The organism is Paenibacillus paludis, from assembly GCF_042610515.1.
In the GTDB taxonomy this organism is placed as follows: domain Bacteria; phylum Bacillota; class Bacilli; order Paenibacillales; family Paenibacillaceae; genus Paenibacillus_AQ.
The window spans coordinates 174,871-195,793 of the sequence record NZ_JBGJZP010000006.1 but is presented as its reverse complement, the minus strand read 5'-3'; the positions used below and the strand labels follow the sequence as shown (position 1 = coordinate 195,793).

The 20,923-nt window shown below is 55.7% G+C and carries 14 protein-coding genes; 1 reads left to right on the top strand and 13 read right to left on the bottom strand.

Features of this window, described 5'->3' with window-relative positions; genetic code table 11:
* Window positions 1-10: 10 nt before the first annotated feature.
* From ACAN56_RS13675 to yqfC, 3 genes are read right to left on the bottom strand one after another with little or no spacing between them, the layout of a single operon-like run.
* Entirely contained in the window at window positions 11-982 is a 972-nt protein-coding gene (locus tag ACAN56_RS13675; RefSeq protein WP_038595428.1) for a PhoH family protein, read from the bottom strand.
* A gap of 6 nt (window positions 983-988) precedes the next feature.
* Window positions 989-2,179, bottom strand: a complete 1,191-nt coding sequence (gene yqfD / locus ACAN56_RS13670; protein ID WP_379143427.1) for a sporulation protein YqfD — start codon at window positions 2,177-2,179, stop codon at window positions 989-991.
* Complete coding sequence (gene yqfC, locus ACAN56_RS13665) at window positions 2,176-2,469, bottom strand: sporulation protein YqfC (RefSeq protein WP_038595431.1); 294 nt, start codon at window positions 2,467-2,469, stop codon at window positions 2,176-2,178. Before yqfC ends, yqfD begins: the two co-directional genes overlap by 4 nt.
* 205 nt (window positions 2,470-2,674) lie before the next feature.
* On the opposite strand from yqfC, the gene ACAN56_RS13660 reads away from it, so the two are divergent.
* Entirely contained in the window at window positions 2,675-2,806 is a 132-nt protein-coding gene (locus ACAN56_RS13660; RefSeq protein WP_379143425.1) for a hypothetical protein, read from the top strand.
* A gap of 107 nt (window positions 2,807-2,913) precedes the next feature.
* On the opposite strand, the gene ACAN56_RS13655 is transcribed toward ACAN56_RS13660, so the two are convergent.
* From ACAN56_RS13655 to addB, 10 genes are all read right to left on the bottom strand, one after another.
* Window positions 2,914-3,522 (bottom strand): hypothetical protein, encoded by a 609-nt coding sequence (locus tag ACAN56_RS13655; RefSeq protein ID WP_379143423.1) that lies wholly within the window; start codon window positions 3,520-3,522, stop codon window positions 2,914-2,916.
* 16 nt (window positions 3,523-3,538) lie between these two features.
* Window positions 3,539-4,540, bottom strand: a complete 1,002-nt coding sequence (floA, locus tag ACAN56_RS13650; RefSeq protein ID WP_076109091.1) for a flotillin-like protein FloA — start codon at window positions 4,538-4,540, stop codon at window positions 3,539-3,541.
* 61 nt (window positions 4,541-4,601) lie between these two features.
* The gene (locus ACAN56_RS13645; RefSeq protein WP_341119153.1) at window positions 4,602-5,933 is read right to left on the bottom strand and encodes an NfeD family protein; all 1,332 of its coding nucleotides are present in this window, start codon (window positions 5,931-5,933) and stop codon (window positions 4,602-4,604) included.
* A 278-nt stretch (window positions 5,934-6,211) separates the two neighbouring features.
* A complete protein-coding gene (locus ACAN56_RS13640; RefSeq protein WP_036683862.1) occupies window positions 6,212-6,655 on the bottom strand; it encodes a GatB/YqeY domain-containing protein in 444 nt (147 codons plus the stop codon).
* Window positions 6,656-6,670: 15 nt separating this feature from the next.
* On the bottom strand, window positions 6,671-6,844 hold the full coding sequence (gene rpsU / locus ACAN56_RS13635; protein WP_005547957.1) for a 30S ribosomal protein S21: 174 nt from the start codon (window positions 6,842-6,844) through the stop codon (window positions 6,671-6,673).
* Between the two features lie 138 nt (window positions 6,845-6,982).
* Window positions 6,983-7,342: a histidine triad nucleotide-binding protein gene (locus tag ACAN56_RS13630; protein WP_038595438.1), complete on the bottom strand. Its 360-nt coding sequence runs from the start codon at window positions 7,340-7,342 to the stop codon at window positions 6,983-6,985.
* A gap of 888 nt (window positions 7,343-8,230) precedes the next feature.
* Window positions 8,231-11,659, bottom strand: a complete 3,429-nt coding sequence (locus tag ACAN56_RS13625; RefSeq protein WP_379143417.1) for an AAA family ATPase — start codon at window positions 11,657-11,659, stop codon at window positions 8,231-8,233.
* Entirely contained in the window at window positions 11,660-12,841 is a 1,182-nt protein-coding gene (locus tag ACAN56_RS13620) for an exonuclease SbcCD subunit D (RefSeq protein ID WP_038595441.1), read from the bottom strand. It lies immediately after the preceding gene.
* A gap of 112 nt (window positions 12,842-12,953) precedes the next feature.
* Entirely contained in the window at window positions 12,954-17,141 is a 4,188-nt protein-coding gene (locus tag ACAN56_RS13615; protein ID WP_379143414.1) for a UvrD-helicase domain-containing protein, read from the bottom strand.
* Window positions 17,138-20,659, bottom strand: coding sequence for a helicase-exonuclease AddAB subunit AddB (gene addB / locus ACAN56_RS13610; RefSeq protein WP_379143412.1), 3,522 nt, complete (start codon window positions 20,657-20,659; stop codon window positions 17,138-17,140). The genes ACAN56_RS13615 and addB overlap by 4 nt, the downstream gene beginning before the upstream one ends.
* Window positions 20,660-20,923: the final 264 nt, after the last annotated feature.

The following is a 20,923-nucleotide window of genomic DNA, read 5'->3' as shown; positions in this document are numbered from 1 at the left end:
GTCCCCTTTGTTATTCCTGGTTTTCGGCAGAGCGGTCATAGGCGACGATAATTTTTTGCACCAGGGAATGCCGTACGACATCCTGTTCCGCAAAATAAACAAACCCAAGCTCCTCGATGCCTGACAGAATCGCCTTCGCTTCGATCAACCCGGATTTTTTGCCGCGCGGCAGGTCAATCTGGGTAACGTCACCCGTAATAACCATCTTGGAGCCAAATCCAAGCCGGGTAAGGAACATTTTCATCTGTTCAGGAGTCGTATTCTGGGCTTCATCCAGAATGATAAAAGAATCATCCAGCGTGCGTCCGCGCATATACGCGAGCGGTGCAATTTCGATCAATCCCCGTTCCAGTGCCTTGGCAACCTGATCGGGGCCCATAACGTCGTATAAGGCGTCGTAGAGTGGGCGGAGATACGGGTCAACCTTTTCCTGCAAATCGCCGGGAAGGAAGCCCAGGCTTTCTCCTGCTTCAACTGCAGGACGCGTAAGCACGATGCGCTTCACGGAACCTTCCTTCAGTGCGGTGACGGCAAGCACAACGGCGAGATAGGTTTTCCCTGTTCCCGCAGGTCCGATGCCAAAGACGATATCGCGCTTCTTGATCGAAGTCACATAGTGCTTCTGGCCAATCGTTTTGACACGGATCGGCTTGCCGCGGAAGGTTGTCGTAATTTCACCTTTGAACAAATCAAGCAGTTGGTCGGCGCGGAAATCCTTTGCCAGCTCCACCGCATACTGCACATCACGTTCACTAAGTATGTAACCGCTGCGGATCAGAGACAGCAGCACATTGAACAGCTGTCCCAGCATGTCCACTTCCCGCTCCGCCCCGCGTATTGTAACTTCAGCTTCACGCGAGTCGATAACCGCCGGTATTTCACTCTCGATAATTTTCAGAAAACCATCCTGCGGGCCGAACAGGGATTGCGCTTCTCCCGCATTTTGCAAAGATATACGAATGCTTGCAGTCTGTTCTGACAAGTAGCCTCATTCTCCTCGGTTGTTTACTATCGGAAGTTCTTCCGCGATTCTCTCTTCCACTTCAAACAGCACTTTCATATAAACTTTACCATTCTCTTTCTTCTCATGCAAAATTTTTTGACTTTTAATAACGCTGTCAGTGCCGTAACGGGCCAAAATATCATTAGTTGCCCGGGTAATCCCTTCCTGCCGGGCAGCCTCCGGAGTTTTGGTGCCGGAAGTATATTTGACCTCCATTTCCTTCTCAGTCATCAGTCCAAGCGGCACCTGCAAAGAACGCCAGGACAGCAGATCATGCTCAGTAAGCGTCCGTGATTTCTCAAATCCGGATTTCCCGTATCCCCAAAGTTGAACCGCCCAATTGCCGATCACCAGATATGTGCGGTCTTTCCGGTCCCCTGTATATGAACTGCCGGTTGTTTTGAGCGGCACCTCGATGTTGTATTCATGCCATACTAGACCCTTTACCTCGCCTTTGGCAACCACCGTCTGCATATTGTTTTCATCACCCAGGGTGCCGGAGATCAGAATATCCCCTTTTTTGACCCGCGAATTGCGCGCTACAACCGGTCTGCCCTGCTCGGCGTATATCTCGGTAACCACCGCATCGGTTCTGCTGATCAGATGACGCTGGCTGAGCAGCGGCTTGTTCTCAGGCTTGTCAGCCTCGACAACCTGGATGGTAATGCTCGTCCCCGTCCGCTGCACCCCTACCCAGGAAAGCCCCGGCATCCGCGAGGTCATCTGCCTGGAGAGCTTGTCCGGCTCCTCCATACGCCAAATCCACTGGAATGGATAGATGCCTTCTTGACGAGCAGCGTCCAGAATATCTTCGGAGGCAATGAATTGATTCCCTTCGACTTTGATGCTCCACACCATTGAAGAAAGCAGCAGAAGGCCAATGCCAAACAGCAATAAACCGGCAGCAAAAAACTTCCGTTTACACAACCGCGCGAGCCGGAAGGGCAAACCGTTCCTGCCTGTCACATGCATGCGGCAGCCTGTCTTTTTTAACAGCGGCCGAAGGACAAAAAAGTCATTCAGCAGCAGGTTCAGGGAAGCGCCATCCCCCGCAGGCCTCACATCCCATATGACGATGCCTTGTTCGTTCACTGCATTGATAAACCTTTCCACCTGCGGTCCCGTCACATGCAGTGTAACGAACCCCCGCAGAGATGCCAGAGGCGGTTCTTTCATGGTTTCTCCTCGCTTCCCTTATATCTGATCTCCCCGATTAAACCCTCTACAGCCAGTTCCTGGCCAAGAATATTCCGGATCACTAATCCCTCTCCGGAAATCTCCAGATAACCATTGACTAACGCAAGCTTAAGCTGCCCGGAGGAAAAATGCAGCACGCCGCGATGGTTCTCAATATACAGCTCCTTATTGCCGATCAGGGTGATTCGGGGCATCTCCTGCAGCACATCCTGCGGAAGATCCAATACCCCGTTTGTCCATCCCCGCAGCCTGCGGCCGATACGGGTCATATGTAGACTTCTCCCCCTTCCTGCCTTCTGTACACCTTATGCGGCAATGCTGTTTTTTATGAGAAGAACTCACCCTGCCTACTATAATTTCAATATCAGCACAGAATCCGGCATCCCCGTTCCATTTGAAATTGGTTGAACATACAATCCAAAATGAAAATCTCAAAATATAATAATCTATCTGACAGGAACGGAGAAATTTACTATGGCAGCTACGCCTAACCCTGATATTGAAGTAGTCGTAACCACCATAGGCGCGGACGCTGGCGGCAAAATAGTGGACAACCAGCAGTATCTCTACACTCAACTGACCACAATTCCCGCTCTGACTCCGTAAACGCATATCCTCCCCGCAACCCCAAGAAGGACTTCATAAAAAAAAGCAGCAATCAGCACCGGTGGAATACCGGCGGCTGATTGCCGCTTAATACTTCATAACTATACTTAACGCCGCGAAGAATGCGGTTTGCGTGAGCGGGGAGGAGCAAGGATTTCGGCCCATACCAGCCCGTTCCGCAGCGATTCACGATTATCTGCCAAACCATGACGGGCAGCAGATCGCGCGGAGACAGCACCGCTCTTACTAGCAGTCCCTGCGTCCCCTGCCTCTGAAGCGCCTGCCATGCCGTCAAACGACGCCTGCAGGCGTTCCAGCTCCCGCTGCATCCGTTCTGTACGCGCCTGTACGCTGTCTTCTCCCGATTGCTCAAGGGACATTCCTTCACCTGTATCATAGTCGGGAGAAGGCCGCTCAGGAGACTCCTTCCAGACAGGAGAAGAATCGTACTCACGCTCTTCATAGGACACGGAAGGCTGGCCCGGATAAGAAGACTCGCCCGGAACAGGAAACCCGCTGCCCTGACGGGCCGGGCTTTCATCCTCAGGGTTCCGTTCCTGCTGCCGTGCACGGCGGAGAGGACTGGCGTCCCCTCCGCCGCCAAAAGTCGGCATACCGCCGCGCGGAGCATTTTTCTGTTTATTCTTCCCCGCTTTGTTCATGTTGGAAAAGATCGCAATCACAATGACTACGGCGATATAAATCAAACTGCTCATGGGATCTCACATCCCCTTATTTATTGGTCGGACGGCTCGAATCATCGCCATCATTTAATTTGCCGAGCGAGCCGCGCATTTGCGTGTCGGCTTCAATGTTTTTGAGGTTCATGTAATCCATCACCCCGAGTTGACCGGCACGCAGCGCTTCAGCCATAGCCAGCGGTACCTGGGATTCAGCTTCGACGACCAGCGCCTTCATTTCAACGACACGGGCTTTCATTTCCTGCTCATGGGCAACGGCCATCGCTCTGCGTTCCTCCGCTTTGGCCTGTGCAATGCGTTTATCCGCTTCAGCCTGCTCGGTTTGCAGATAGGCTCCGATATTCTTGCCGACATCCACGTCCGCAATATCGATCGAGAGAATCTCAAAGGCCGTGCCGGAGTCCAGACCCTTGGACAGAACGGTCCGCGAGATCGAATCCGGGTTCTCCAATACGTCTTTATGCGAATTACTGGAACCTACTGTCGTAACAATCCCCTCGCCGACGCGGGCAATGATTGTTTCTTCCCCCGCACCGCCGACGAGCCGGTCGATATTCGCCCGGACTGTAACCCGCGCTTTAACCTTGACTTCAATCCCGTTCTTGGCAACAGCAGCGACAATCGGGGTCTCAATCACCCGTGGATTAACGCTCATCTGTACGGCCAGCAGCACGTCGCGTCCGGCAAGATCAATGGCAGCGGCGCGTGTGAATTCAAGCGGAATATCCGCCCGCTGGGCGGCAATCAAGGCATTGACAACCCGGTCGACGTTACCGCCTGCCAAGTAATGGCTTTCCAGTTGATTGATATTCAGGCCAAGCCCTGCTTTGGTGGCTTTAATGAGCGGATTAACAATCCGGCTCGGAGTAACCCGGCGGAGTCTCATAGCCACCAGGGTAATAATGCTGATTCTTACTCCGGATGCCCATGCGGAAACCCACAGCATCACCGGGAAGAAACTGAAGAACACGCTCAGTACAATGATCACAACAACCGCGATCAGCAAAATCGGAATTAAAGACGCTTCGCCCATACTTTTTGTCAACCTCCGTTACATTTTTAAAATTCATAAACATACTGGCTGCAGGCTCCGCTTATTTCTCGGATTCCTTCACAACCACACGGCCTCCCTCGACCTTCACCACGGAAACTGGAACCCCCGAACTGATGAAGCTCCCTTCGGTTACCACATCCACACGTTCATTGCCGACCAAGGCCGTTCCGGCCGGACGAAGCGGTGTAATGCTGACGCCCGAGGCACCAATCAGACTCAGTTTCTCCAGCACCGGAACAAATCCTTGCTCTTTGGTTAGACTGTCACGCAGAATAAACCGGTTCCAGATGCCCCGTTCCTTGAAGACCACAGCTACGATGGCGATAACTACCGTGGCTGCCGCAAAGGCTATTCCCAGATTCAAGAATGCATGCTCTAAGCTGAACGCAGCCCGAACAACGCCTGCCACAAGGCTTACAGAGCCCAGCAAACCCAGAATCCCGAAGCTTGGGACAAACAGCTCCAGCACAAGCATGACAAGTCCCAGAATGAACAACAGCCAGGTCTCCGCTCCAGCGAAGCCCGCCACATAGTTGCCGAAGAAATAAAGGGCAAATGCGAGAGTGCCGATAATTCCCGGAGCGCCAAAGCCCGGCACCAGCAGCTCAATGACAATTCCGGCGATGCCGATGAAGAGCAATATCGTCATAATAATCGGATTTGTCAGAAAATGCGACATTTTTTCTGCTCCGGTATGTTCGACTCGAAAAATGTCGTCCGTGGAATAACCAAGCAAAGTAATGGCCTCTTCCGGCGTATCGGCAAGATGATCGGCATATCCGGCTTTCAGCGCTTCATCGCTGGTCAAAGCAATAATTTGGCCTTGCGCTTTGTTCACCCCGAGTTCAGGCTTGTTCACGACAAGGTTCACATCCATCATTCCTGCAGCAATCTCCGGATCACGTCCATTCAGTGAAGCGGCGCCAACCATCTTGGATTTCCAGTAGGATACCATCTTTGCGTCGTCCACGCTTTTTCCGTTCATATCCACCAGCGATGCAGCGCCGATCATACTTCCGGGCTTCATAATAATTGAGTTGGCGTTCAGGGCAATATAACTGCCGGCAGACGCAGCATCTCCCTTAACATAAGCAGCTGTAGGAATTTCACTGTCCCTGACCATCTGCCCGATTTGTTCCGCAGAGTCGACAAGTCCCCCTGGTGTATCAATCTCCAGTACAATCAGAACCGCCCCGTATTTTGCCGCCTCCTCAAATCCCCGCTCCAAAAAGCTTTGCAGTCCGCGTTCAATCTCTTGGTCAACCGGGATAATGAACACCGGCCCGCCCTTCAGCTTTTCCGCAGCCGTTCCTCCTGCAGCCGAAGAGGTCCCCTTTGCTTGCGTGTAAGCTGCAAACGGCGTCAAGAGCATCAGCAGCAGGACGGTGACTATGCCCGAAAAGGCAATTTTACGGATTTTTTTCACTTGTAAACCTCCTTTCTCTAAAAATAACTCCAGCACATAATCCTTAGTACGCCATTCCCGGAAATATGTTTCAAACAATCGTTCGGTCTGTTCAGGAACACATTACCGGAAACAGGGCGGAGCAACAAAAAAAGGGAGGAAGTAAGCTGCGCTTTACTTTCTCCCTTCATTTTATCCACCGATAATGAAAAACACCCCTTTATTCAAGGGGTGCTAGCGTTATATTATTGCAGAAATTGCAGAACCGCCTGGTTCACGAGTTTACCATCGGCGCGACCTTTGACCTTAGGCATCAGTGCGCTCATGACCTTACCCATTTCACTTTTCGAAGAAGCACCGGTTTCCTGGATGGTCTGCTGTACAATTACTTTAATTTCTTCTTCGGAAAGCTGCTCGGGAAGATACTTAATGATAATCTCGATTTCTGCCTTCGTACTCGCGGCAAGCTCGTCGCGACCCGCTGATTCAAATTCTTGGAGGGCATCTTTGCGCTGTTTGATTTCACGACTAAGGATATCAAGCACTTCGTTGTCGTCTAATGTTCTCTTCAAATCTATTTCAAGATACTTTATTGTAGAACGAACCATTCGAATGGTGGAGAGTGTGAACTTGTCCTTACTCTTCATCGCTTGCTTCATATCTTCGTTTAATCGTTCGCTAAGATTCATGCGTGGGTAATCCTCCTAAAACTTTCTCTTACGAGCAGCCTCAGACTTCTTCTTGCGCTTTACGCTTGGCTTCTCATAATGCTTACGTTTCTTCACCTCAGCCAAGACACCATCTTTAGCGATGGAACGTTTAAAGCGACGAAGTGCAGCATCAATTGTCTCGTTTTTACGAACTTTCGTTTCAGACACCAGTTTTCCCTCCCTCCGACCAGACCGTCCAAGAGCATAACACGGTTCATCATATTTCATTATAGGTCAAACCGAAATAAGGTGTCAACCTTCGTGTTATTCTTTTTTTAGGCAGGTTATCAGAATTTGAAATATCTGCTAAGCATGTGATGCGGAATTGCCGACAAGTGCGCCCAGTTTGGCACCGCCAAGCAAATGATAATGAAGGTGAGGCACGGCTTGTCCGCTGTCCGGACCGCAATTGTTGATCAGACGGTAGCCTGTCTCCGCAATTCCCAACTGAATAGCAATTTGCTGCGCTACAGCGTGAATCTCACCGATCAGCGGCAGATCTTCAGCCGTGACATCATTCATCGAAGCGATGAACTTCTTAGGGATAATCAGCACATGCACCGGTGCGGCAGGCTCAATATCGTAGAATGCCAGTATCCGCTCGTTCTCGAACACTTTTTTGGAAGGGATTGAGCCTTCAATAATCTTGCTAAAGACAGTTTCCATACAACGCTTCCTCCTAAAAGTTTGTGGAGCGATACTTCCGTAGTAATTCTTCAGACCGGCCTTCTTCGCCACAATTAGTTTTTATGTTCTCTAATCATACAGGATAATCATGGATTACGAAAGCGGCACAAGAATAATACAACGCAGGGAAGCCGGAAAGATCATATCATGAGTCAAATGAAATGAATACACACGCAAGCAGGAGGATAGGTCAAACATGTATTGGGACATTGCTTAGTGAAAATGTGTACTAGGGATAATACAGAACTCTGCTTATCACCATGGCTGTATTATAGACAGTGTTAGCTGCTGGCAAACGGGATGGCATTGTTTTATTTATTTCCCTTGTGGCCTGACTCCCGGAGGCATCTATCTGCCCGGTTCCTTTGTTACCCACGACGCACTTCAGACTTCGGACTTTTTACGCACGGACTGTGTTCTATCAGCCCATATATATTTATGTGGAGCTTTATATCCCGCTTATCTGTATCAGATACAGGAAAAGTGTATTCTGTTTGTCCCACATCATCCGCATCCAACATTCAGGGTGATCGTCATACAAAGTAATCGTTGTCAAAAAGGCACTGCTGAGGCGCTTCTCTATGTGTAGTTGCGGGTTCGGTACAGGGGAACAAGGTAATGATAGCTTAATCTAATCCCATATCTGGCAGGGATCTCGAACTTCGGGACCCATTAGACTCATAAAAAAAAGCAAAAAAAAAGAAACACCCTACCAGCTTAAAAAGCTGATTCGGCGGCGGACGTATGAAAAGGAGCGTTTCCCGGTCATACGTCCGCCGAGGTGTTTCAAAATGATGTCGGCTTAGCTGTATTATAACAGGGGGTTGAAGGTGTATCTGTGATTGTCATCACACCTTCAACCCGCTTTCACATTTTTTCCAAAAGAATACGCGAACCGCCCCCGCCCTGCTCTGCAGGCACGACTATCAGCTTGCGCGGCAATCGCGCCCGGAGTTCAGGAACGTGGCTGATGATCCCGACGGACAGCTGGTCATTATGCAATCTTTCGAGTGAAGTAATGACGGTGTCCAGCAAATCCGGATCAAGAGTACCAAAGCCTTCATCAAGGAAAAAGAATTGCAGCGGATACTGACCCCGCAGCTGAATCTGTGCCGATAAGGCCAACGCCAGTGAGAGGGAGGTCAGGAAGGTTTCTCCGCCAGACAGCGTCGAGACCGGACGTCTGACTCCTCCATTTCCATCATCGCGGATAACAAAGCCGCCTCCGGAGTCAACTTCCAGTGCGTAACGCTGCTTGCTCAGGAACCGCAGCCGCTGTGAAGCGGCCTGGCATACCTGCATCAGCTGTTCTTCGGCGATATATTCCACAAAGGCATTGCCGCGCAGCACAGCCTGCAGCTTGGACAGCCGTTCCTGCTGCGCCGCATGCTCCTTACGCTGACCTTCGAGCACCATCCAGCGGATATGGCGGTGCTGCAGATCCTCAAGATCACGCTCTGCGCGCGCACGGCTCTGCAGCGAGCGTTCATCGTCTTCCTTGCATGTCTGCAGGGCAGACTGGCTCTCCTGCCATTCCTCAGTGCTTAAGGAGGCTCCGGACAGCTTCTCCTCAATGCTCCGCAGCTGCAGCGTCACTTCCGCTTCTTCCTCCCGGTGAGCCCGAATACGGGCAGCGGCTCCGCTGCGTTCTTCCGGCATGAGCGCCGCCCCTTCAACCTCAGAGGCGGAAGCAAACGGAGAAGAGTTCAGGCTCTCTTCCCAGTGGGCCGCGGCCGCAGCGCTATGCTCACGCGCTGATTCCGCCGCCTGGCGGGCAATGGCCGCCTCCTTCACCTCATGCTGCGCCTTGTCCGCTGCCTGCCGGTGCCTTTGCTTATTATTGTCCAGCGCCGCCTGCAGCTCCTGAAGACGCCGCTCGCATTCCTCCAGCAAGGCGGCGGCGGAACGGCCGCCTGTCCACTGGAGCAGACGCTGCTCCTTCTCGCGCTCGAGCGCTTCTTTGCCTTCCAGTTGGGCATTCCACTGGGCCAGCTCTTTATCCAGCAGGGCAATCTCTTCCTGCAGAACTTGTACAGCATTGCCCTTCTCCTCAAGAAACTTCACGCTGATGTCGAGCCGGCCTCTGATTTCCTCGGCCTGTTCGTCCTTTGCCAGCATCCCGCGATAGGCATTCTCAGCCTCATCCGCGGCCAGTTCAGGGAACAGCCGCGCCCATTCCTGGCGCAAGGTGCCCAACCGGGCGGCCAGATCGCCAGCCTTGACGGCAAGGCCTTCCACCCAGGCCGTCTCGGCAGTGGCCGCAGCCGCTTCCTGGTGGCATAGCTGCTGCTGTTCCTGCATCCCCCGCTGCCATTCCGCCGCTTCCCGGCGCAGCTCGCCGGAGCGGGCTTTCAGGGCCACGTGCTGTGCCTCCACCCCGGATAAGGACCTTTCATCCGGGATGGTCCCGGTGGAAGCTGAATGCATTGAGGCATCCGTGCCGTCCTGCTCCAGTCCTGCAGCCGCAGGTGTTTTCAGAGCGTCGCCTATAACCCCTTCACCATAAATCTGTTCCAGCCATGCGCCATCCTGCTCCAGCAGGCTGCGGAACAGATGGCGGATTTCCAGCGCGCGCCGCTCAAGCGCACGGATATGCTGGAGCTGGGTTTCCAGCCCTTCCCCCCCGCCGCTGTCCTGGGACAACGCAGGCGAGGGATGATGCCCGCTGCCGCAGACCGGGCAAGGCTGCCCGTCCTGCAGCTCACGGGCTAGGGTAAGCGAGAGCCTGTGCAGCTCCTGCTCCTTCAGCGCAGACTCCAGCGAGCTGCCGTGCAGCTCCAGGCGCTCGGCGGCATTTCTTGCAGCGGCTTCTGCAGCCCGCAGCTCCTCCTGGTGCAGCGCAGCCGCAGCAATGTGCTCCCCGCGGGCTGCGGCCAGCGACTGCCGCCGGGCTTCGGCGGCGGCCAGCCGCGCCTCTGCCGCCGCGAGCACCGCCGCGCGCTCGCGGCGCTCCCGCTCCGCCGTCTCCCACTGGGACTCGGCGGAGCTCAGTTCCTGCAGTCTCTGCATCGCTTCCTGCAGAGACTGCCGTTCCTGGGAGCGGACCGCAAGCGGCTGCAGGCTTTGCTGCAGCTCCTGCTGGCGCTTTTGGCCCTTGGCCAAAAGCTCACGCTCCCGGGCCATGCTCTCCCGCCGGGCAGCCAGCCCGCGGGAGGCTTCGCCTTGGCGCGCCTGCACCGCAGCGCGCTCACGCCGCAGTTCGCTGAGCTCGGCTTCGAGCTCCAGCGCGCGGCGGTAGGTATCGGCCCCCTGCCGGAGGGCCGGCTCCTCGGCGGCCAGCGCAGCCTGCGCCGCAGCCTCGGCCGCTGCAAGCCCCGCCGCCTCATGCTCGGCGGCGGTTGCCAAGGTCTCCCGGCTCTCGGCAACAGCGAGCCGGCTCCGCCAGGCGTCCTCGGCGCTTCGCCACGCCTTCAGCACAGGCAGCCCCTTCTCGGCTTCGTCAGCCTTGACGAGCTTCTGCTCCAGCAGGAGGACGTTCTCCTCCTGCGACAGCAATTCCTGCCGCCGCCGCTCACGGCGGGTACGGTCCTCCTGCAGCTCGCGGATCTTCGCGTAGCGCTCGGCAAGCTGCATAGCCGCCTCCAGCTTCTTGCGGCATTCCTCCGCATGGCGGACCGCTTCCTGCAGCCGCTCCGCTGCGGCCTCTACATCCGCCTTCCCTGCACTGCCAAGGCCCTGCTGCTCCGCTTCAAGCGCCCGCAGCGCCGCTTCGTTCTCCTTGACCCGGCGGCTAAGCTTGAGGGCAAGCTGGTCGCCATACTGCTCCAGGTGAAAGAGCCGCTGAAGCATTTGCCTGCGGTCCACACCCCGCAGCGACAGGAACTCGGCAAATTTGCCTTGCGGCAGAACCACCGCACGGGTGAAATCATCCATTTTCAGTCCGATATGCTCTTCTACACAGCGGGTAACATCGGCCAGCTTGTCAGCCATAACCTGGTCTCCGTCTTCCGTGACCTCGATGAACCGGCTGATTGTATTGCTGATAGACTGCTCCCCGGTCCGTTTGAATTTCCGCTCCACCCGGTAACGCCGGACACCGGCGGAGGAAGTGAGCTCGAAGGTGAAAGCCACACTGAGCTGATCCTCGGAATGGTTCATAATTCCCTGCGTTCCGTTCACTGCCCGTTCCACCTTGCCGTACATCGCTAATGTAATAGCATCCAGCAGACTGGATTTCCCGCTGCCGGTCGGTCCGAAGATCCCGAACAGCCCGGTTTCCGTCAGACTCGCAAAATCAATCTCCTGCTGCTCCCGATAGCTTTGCAGCCCGGATACTTTTAATAGAATCGGCTTCACCTAGTTCTCCTCCCCTTCCTCCGGCTGGCGCCGTTCTTCTTCCGTCAGTTCAAGGAACAGCTCGATCAGGCTGTCCTCCGGCTCCGCACCGCCGGTCTGCCGCTGGTAGAACTTGCGGAACAGCTCCTGGACCGGCATCCGCGAACGGGAGATTTCCTCCAGCTCAAGCTCCATCTGCGGATAGATCGGGCGGATATGTATAATCCCTTCCCGTGATTTGCGGAGCCGCTGAATATCATTCATCGACATCGCTTCGCTCAGGCGCAGCTCCAGATCGATAAAGGCGGAGGCATCCCTGCCTTCATCAAGCCAGCCATATACCTCCTGCAGTCCGCCGGAAGATTTCCAGTTAACCAGCGGACGGCCGCAGCGGAGATAGATTTCCTCAAAGGATGGCTCCCCGCCCGGTGCCACATCAATCATCGTCACCGATTTGGCCTGGCCCGCTTCGGAGAAGCTGTAGGCAAGCGGTGAGCCGCTGTAGCGGATCATGCCCTCGCCTTTGACCCGCTGGGCGCGGTGCAGATGTCCGAGCGCCGTATACTGCGCACCGCAGGACAGAGCCGAAGGATCTACGGTATACGCTCCGCCTACCTGAATGGGGCGCTCCGAATCGCTTTCCACGCCTCCAAGCACATAGATATGGCTCATGGCCAGATTCACCGTCTGCGGTGTAAACTCCCGGCCGAGCAGCTTCATCAGCTTGCCTACCCGCGCACTGTAGGCCAGCCGGAGTTCATCCTCACCGCTGTCCCCGGCGAGCAGCTCCCCGAGGCGGGCTTCGGAGGGATAGGGAAGTGCTGCGATTTTGGCAATTTCACCGGTCCGGACGGCATGTACCGTCACCGGCTCCGAGGTAGGCAGCCCCACCAGGGTGATGCCCTGTCTGCGCACAAGCGGAGACACGGAAGCTACCCGCTCCGGCTGGTCATGATTGCCGGAGATGACAACAAGCGGCCTGCCGTTCGCCGTCAGTCTGGCTGCGGCATCATAGAACAGTTGCTCCGCCGCAGCCGGAGGGTTGACTGAATCATAAACATCCCCCGCCATTAGAATAAGATCGGCCTTGGAGTCATCGGCAATCTCCACCAGCTCATCCATGAACTGCTCCTGCTCCTTCTGCCGGCTCCGTCCTTCCAGCGTACGGCCCAGATGCCAGTCGCCCGTATGCAATATGCGCATTTTCGCCCTCTTTTCCCCGCCCTCACGCGGCCATCATATAGGTGATATAAGATCAACTGCCGTCAATCTCACCTTTTGGGTTAGTTTTTTCAGTTTATCTTCTATAGTAGATTTATAGTTTCACAGCATGTCCGCCGTCAAAAAAGTACAGCCAAATCTCGCTGACCGGTTCGCCTAAAATATCATTCAGCGCCTTGCTGTACAGCTCCAGCTGAAACCGGTACTTTTCCTTCAGCCCGTCCAGTCCGCCTTCATGCTCCAGCACGGCATCACTTTTATAATCCAGCAGAATCAGCCGTCCCTCCTCGCGGAACAGACAGTCAACCACCCCTTGAATCAGCACTGACTCGTCAAGCGTCCGGCGGCCGTTGTCCATCGAAAGATTAGACAGCTCTCTGTCAAAATAATCAAGTCCCCGGTAGGCTTCGCCTGCCGGAACCATATAACTGAACGGCTGCTCTCTGCGCTTCCATGATGCTCCCAGCAGTCTTTGCCCAAGCTCACCGGCGTAAAAAGCTTCCACCTCGGCAAGGTCAACCGCCTCCGCCTGCTCCCCGTTCAGAATAGCGACCCGGGTCAGGTGCGCCATCACAGCTTCCAGAACAGCACGGTCCACTGGCCCGTCCAGCGGGACATGCTGCATCACCGTATGGTACGCCGTTCCACGCTCTGCCTTTGACAAGCCCCTCTTCTCCATAAACTTTGGACGCCGTAAATGGAGACTCTCCGCCAGTGCATTACTGCGGCCAGACCCGTTACCCCGGCTTGCAGAATACCCTTCTTCGAGCAGGTCATAGGAAGGCTGTTCCTCCATAGACAACATGGCCTTCAGCTCCGTCACCGATGTTTTGGCCGGAATGCCGGATGCTGCCGCGTATGGATACTCCCATTTCAGTCTTCCGGAGATTTCTGTTTCATCCGGTGTTCCTAGTGAACGCAGTGCACTGCCCGTGCGAAGCGCATCCTGGATAAGCTGCCGTTCTTCACTTTTTGCAGCATCATCCGCCGTGCCGGCAAAAGAACCTGACCCAAGTCCGGAAGCAGCCAGCACAGAGATGCTCCAATTGGAAGCATCGCCATGCAGCACCGATGAGACTGTGCCTTCCACTCCCGCCAGCTTGCGCAGAATAGCTGCGCCGGGATGACGGATCAAAGCGGGACCTACCCAATCCAGATAACTGCGGCCCCGGGCCAGCAGATGGTCGGCCAGCAGCAGTTCCTCGCGCCCCTGCATACCCGTCCAGCCTGAAACGGCACGCGGCAAATCTCTTACAGTGCCGACGAGGATCATTTTGTCTCTCGGGCGGGTTAACCCGACGTAGAGCACCCGCATTTCCTCCGCCAGCAGTTCCAGCCGCGAGCGGCGGTTAATAGCCAGATAGGGGAGAGTCGGATAGCTGACACGCGTCTCCCGCTCCACAAACCGCGGGCCGAAGCCCAGCTCCTTGTGCATCAGAAACGGGGAATACAGATCCTGCCGGTTGAAGGGCTTAGCCATCCCGGCCAGAAAGACAACCGGGAATTCCAGGCCCTTGGATTTATGAATTGTCATGATTCTGACGCCACCGGCTTCCTCGCCGCTTCCCCCGGCAACACCCAGATCGCCGCCGTTCTCCCTCAGCCGGGAGATAAACACCAGGAAGCGGAACAGTCCGCGCGCGGAGGTATCCTTCTCGAACTGCACCGCCCGGTCGTACAGTGCTTTGAGATTGTTCTGGCGTTGAAATCCGCCGGGTAGTCCGCCCACCCATTCCAGATAGCCGCTCTCGCCGTAGATGCGCCAGATCAACGCACTGAGACTGCCCTGACGGGCTGCATTTCTCCAACCCTCCAATAATGCTGTGAAAGCTTGCAGCTTCTTCCGCAGTGCAGGCGGAATCTGTGATACCGCTGCTTCATCGGCTCCCCATCCGGCGCCGCCTAATTGCAGCGCACCGGTTGCACCACCGGATTCAAATTCTTCTGCGGAAGCTGCAGAAACGTTATTAAGGGGGGATACAGCCGCAGCAACCTCAGCCGCAGCAGTAAGCTCCTGTTCGGCCATAATGACTTCACCGGTACTGCCCGCAGCCGAGTCACCTGCAGCCGCCATCAGGGCATCATAGAAAGAACCCGGGCTGCATAGACGAACCATTGCCAGCTCTTCCTCGCTTAAATTGACTACAGGTGAGCGCAGCACCCCCGCCAGCGGAATATCCTGACGGGGATTATCCACTACTTGCAGCAGCGACAGGGCAATTTCCACTTCCGTTGCCTGGAAATACCCCTTGTTCTGATCGCCGTAGGCCGGAATGCCTTCCAGGCGGAGCTCCTCAATCATCAGCGGTGTCCATATCCGCGCAGAACGCAGCAAAATAACGATGTCGCCGTACACTACAGGACGCATGATACGCAAGGACTTGTCATAGATAAGCAGCGGCGCGCCACCGGTCATCCCGGTCATCTGCGAGATGCGCCGGGCAATGGCCCGCGCTTCCAGCTGCGCCGTCTCGCTCTCGATGGCTTCGCTCTCCTGGGGAGGAAGCTCCCCGTCTTCAGCGGCTTCCTCCATGCGGCCCGCCGGTGCAGTCCCCCGGTCAATCAGCAGCAGCTCCGGCGCGAAATAAGTATCCGGCCGGTTCTCCTCCGCTCCCGGGAAATTCGCCCCGTAGACCAGTTCGGCACGCTCATCGTAGCTGATCTCTGCAACGGTCCTGTTCATGATCTGGCGGAAAATCATATTGACGGCATTCACAACCTCCATCCGGCTGCGGAAATTACGCGCCAGATCGATCACCGAGCCCCGGGCAGCAGCTGCTCCGCCCTGCTCTTCCTCATCTCCGAGAATCCCCTCTCGGCCAGCCCCGTTATTTGACGCACCAAAGCTGAGATACTTGTCCAGAAACAACCCCGGCTCCGCCAGACGGAAGCGGTAAATACTCTGCTTCATGTCGCCGACCATGAACCGGTTGCCTGGCGATTCGCGGGAGATAAGCCGCACGATCTCTTCCTGTACGCTGTTCGTATCCTGGTATTCATCCAGCAGTACCTCGTCGAACTGCTCGCGGTATTCCATTGCCGCATCCGATGGCAGCGAATGGCCCGGCGCAGAATCAGGATGGCGCAGAATCTGCAGACAGTAATGCTCCAGATCGCTGAAATCGACCAGACCGCGGCCTGCTTTCTCAATCCGGTAACGTTCACCGAACTCGATGACCGTCTCAGCGAGTTCCTGCATCAGCGGAGCCGCCTCATGCAGCTCCGCCAGAAAAACCTCGGCTGGACGCCCAAACAGCGATTTTTGCAGCTCCAGCAGGCTCTTCTTCACATTGTCCCGCAGCTCCTTGACCGTCTCCTGCAGTCCGGGATCGGTTGCATCCTTCTTGCAAGCCTTAAGCTTGCCAAAGGATATCTCTATGAATATATTATAGAGCTCTGCCCAGGGTTTATTTAGCAGATCATCCTGCAGCGCCCGGACCATTTCCAGATCCGCAGTCAGATTCTCCGCATAGGGAGCCGGACCGCCGGGCTGCAAGGCGATTTCATGCCCCTGAATAAGCTGGCTGGCCGCGCCGTCCAGCGTAAGCTTCGCCTCGGCAAGAATACTCTGCACCCAAGCCGTGCGGCTCAGAGCTTCCGTGTCCGGCAGCGAGAAATCAGCCGCAGTATCCCTCAGCCACTGTGCCGGCCAGGGATGGCTGCGGGCAAAATCATGCAGCCGCTGGACCAGCGCATGCACCGCATCATCGGTACGCTCGCCGCTAAACCAGTCTGCAAGCTTTACGAAAATGCCATCTTCTCCGTCTTCAGAGACCTCACCGTATTTCTCTTCCAGCAGCTCCTCCAGCAGCTCTTGGCGCATCATCTCCGCCTCATGCTCATTCAGAATCCGAAATCCGGGGTCAATGGGGATCTGCTGGTAATAACGCCGGATAACTTCGAGGCAGAAGGAGTGCAGGGTCGTGATCGAAGCTCTTCCCAGCAAGGCAAGCTGGCGGCGCAAGTAGTCATTGCCCGCTGCTCCGCCCTCTTCCGCACCCTCTTGCTCCTCCAGCTTCCGCTCCAGTGCCTCGCGGATCCGCTGCCGCATCTCGGAGGCTGCCGCCTTCGTGAAGGTGGCCACCAGCAGCCGGTCCACGCTGAAGCCGTTCTCCTCGTTGCTGATCTTGCGGATGATCCGCTCGACCAGTACGGCTGTTTTGCCAGAGCCTGCCGCTGCCGCAACCAGAATATCTTCGCCGCTCTCGGCAATAGCGCGCCATTGATCATCGCTCCACAGGCTGCCTTCCGGCTTGGCCTCTATTTCAGCTCTAATACTCACGGCTTCTCTCCTCCTTTATGGGACAGCAGATCCCAGATCACGTCTTTGCCCGGCTTGGCAAGATTGTTATAGCCATTGCCCTCCACAGCCTCGTCAAACTGGCATACCGGCCGGAAGGAACAGAACGTGCAGGCCGTTTCCTGCTGAATCCGGTATGGCTGGATCGCCACATCGCCTTCCGTAATCCGCGTCCCGATATCGGAAATATTGCTCCGCACCGAGGACAGCAAATGCCCCCACTGCTCAGGCGTGGCTACAGAGGCGCTGCTGTAAAAGCTGCCGTCGCTCTTCAGCGCTACCGGCACAATTGAGGAATGCCCTTTATCAAGCGTAGTATCCATCAGTGAAACGACCTCACGGTCCGCAGTCAGCAGACCCTTCATTTTGAACCGTTTCAGAAGCTCCTGCTCCGCCTGCTCACGGTTCAACCCGTTTGGCGACGAAAGCAGCGGATCATGCACATGGAAATACAGGGTTCCTGCCGGAAGCGCAGCCTTGCCCAGCCACTGCTCCGAATAGGTGAGCAGCACATCGAGATAAGTCAGCATCTGCAGCGACAGCCCATAGTACACCTCATGCAGCTTAAGATCCTTCTGGCTTGATTTATAGTCAATAACCCGCAACAGAACTCCATGCTCTCCTTCGGCCATATCGACACGGTCAATCCGGCCCACCACCTCCATTACACAGCCGTTAGGCAATGTAATTCTCAGCGGCGGGAGATCTTTACCCGGGCCAAAGTCCAGCTCCAGCCCCACCGGCTCGAAGCTGCCCCGGCGGGCATGCTCGCCGAGGATCACGGAAGCGCGGCCGACAATATTCTTCAGTTTGCGGGAAATGTATCCGTAGCGTTTGCTGCTCATCAGAATTTCGCCCTGCAGGAGCGGCGACAGCCTGTCTACTGTCTCTCCGGCTTCCCGGCGGCATTCCTCAGCCGTCAAGCTCCCCCAGCCGCGGCCCTGCTCCTGCAGCCGCTTGGCCATATCGCTTAGCGCGGCATGGAAGAGCTGTCCAATGTCCGGCGCCTGCAGCTTATAGAGCTGGCGTTCTTTCAGACTTAAGCCGTATGAAGCAAAATGGGAGAAGGAGCAGGCAACAAACTTCTCCATACGCGACACGCTGCCGCGCAGTGTTCTGCCTCCGTATAGACGGAGGCTGGTCTCCCGCTTGAGCGGAATGCCGTCATTGCGGTAGAACAGCGAACCCAGCAGCTGCTGCAGCTTCGGACTCCAATGCTCATCCTCCGCGAACCAGTTATAGACATCCCACCACAGTCCGGGGATTTCCACTCCCTGCCGCCACTGGCGCAGCTGCATAATCAGCATGCGCAGACTTTGTCCGGGATGCCCCACAAAGCCCAGATGCAAAGCTTCACCTGCATCGGCTTCGTCAGGAGATACCGCTGCGGGGAACCCGGAAAGGGACCGTTCTTGCAAAGCATCCGGGAACATGCCATGCAGCTGGCGGATGATTTCCGAAGGCAGCAGCGCTTTGCCCTCATCATCGGCTGTGGCATAGCTGATCCACAGTCTGGTGCTGGCCGTTGTCAGCGCGCCATAGATCAGGAAGCGCTCATCGAGCAGCTTGCGCGAGGATCCCGGAGCCAGCTCCATTCCGCTGTTCTCCAGCAGCAGCCGTTCTCCCTCAGACAGGATGCCGTCCTCTTTGAACTGTGCAGGGACAACCCCTTCGTTGAATCCCAGCAGGAAAGCATATTTCACACCTGAAACCCTCGTCCGGTCCATGCTTCCGACCAGCACCTGATCCAAGGCAGGCGGAACCAAACCCATCTTAAGCTCGCTGAGTCCGGTCTCCAGCACCCCGGCAAACAGCTCGAATTCCATTCTCTCCGATCCCATCATTTCCGCGATCTGATCCAGCAAATCGAGCACTGCATCCCATAGCTGGCTGTGTTCCCGCGCACGTTCCGGCTGTCCCAGCTCAAGCGCCTCTCTGCTCAGCTTCTCCAGCTTCCGGGCGGTATCCGACTCCCGGAGCAGCAGGTACACCGCTGTACATAGCTCCAGACCGCTGCGGCTCTTCTTGATTCTTTTCTCAAAAGCATACAGCGGACCGGTAATGCACTCCCGGCACCGCTCCATTTTCAGAAGCAGCTCCTCATCCACAATCCGGCTGCCTTCCAGCGAAAGACTGGGGATTCCCTTCCAGGAACGTCCGTCGGTCCAGCGGTATCCATGGATGCCGCAGGCCAGCACATAATTCTCCAGCGCGTCCATATCCTCGCGGGTAATACTGCCGTCAAGCGGAAGCAGAAGCTCGGTCTTCACACAGCGGAACACATCCTCATACCGCCAGCGGCGGCGCACTACATCAAGTGCAGACCGTACAAATTCCACCAGCGGATGATGCAGCTCATTAACTTTCTGGTCCAGGAAGAACGGGACGATATAGTCTTGAAACAACGGGGTAATCAGCTGCTCATAATCTGAAATGTTGCGCATGAATACAGCCATCTCGCCGTACTCCGCCCCTTCATCCCGGGCCAGCCTGATCATTTCACGCAGCGCGCCCTCGACCTCTGTTCTATGCGAGACTGCAGCGCTGATCGTGATGGCTTCCGCAGCCTGCCCGATATCGCCGCTCCAGCGGCTGCGGCGGTGAAATCCGCGCTCCAGGTGGGCCAAGGCCGGACTTCCGGCGAAACGCGGAAGCACAGGCGGCGCCAGCAGCTCGTCCCAGACCTCAAGGCCCAGCTCTTCGGCCATCCCGCGCAGCTTGATATACGTAACTGCGGAGGGGTGAAACAACTCCAGTTCATGCGGCTGCAGCCCCGTTGGATAAATCCGGTCAAGCGTAAGGGCCACTGTCACCCTTGATGCATGCTGCATCAGCTCGCGCAGCACCATAAATTCCTGCGGGGTAAAACCATGGAACCCGTCTACCCAGATCTCGGCTTCTCTTATGTAAGAGGAATCCGCAATATGCTCCGCCAGTTCAGCCAGCCGGTCTTCCTGATCTATATACAGCTGTGACATTTCCTGCTCCAACTCGCTGAATACGATATGCAGATCATCCAGCTTGCCGGCCAGAATCGGACTGCTTCCTATGGCCTCGCGCATTCTTGCCAGCTGTCCTTCCAGATCGGAAGCACCCAGGCAGCAACGTTTCAGCTCGGTATGCAGTGCGCTGAGCCGTTCCACAAAGCCCGGTCTGTCGCTTGAAGCGCCGAACAGCTTCAGTTCTTCCTTGCGGCGGTTGATGATCTTGTATATCAGCATTTTTTTGCCTTCTTCGCTGATGGGCAGACTGGCGCTGCCCCCGGTCTCCTGCTTCACCCGGAATGCAAGCCGCGAGAAGCTCAAGGTCTGGGCCCGGATGCTGCCATTCACGCTGCCTGCTGCCAGCAGGCCTCTCTCCGCCCCGAACGAGCCCTGCTCCGGAACAAGTACAATGATCGGTGCGCCCAGCGGCTCAGACTCCAGCTTTGAGGATACCGTTTCCCATATTCTTGTTGTCTTGCCGCTGCCCGAGCGGCCTATCAAAAAGTTTACCGTCATTGCAGTAGACTCCTTCCGTGGCCAAATCTATGAATACAACCGGTATCAAATTTCTAAACCCAGTTGATGAATCCGTCCCAACATTATAGCATATCTCTTCCAAACGGAACATACGTTTGCCATTGTTTTCAAGTTTCAGCGGATGGATATCCGCATGTACAGCACAAAGAGACTGCCGCGTTTTTAAGCTGCGGCAGTCTCTTGATCATTCACGGTAATATTCACAAATAAGCATGGTCCAGCTTCACTTCCTGCTGCCCTCCC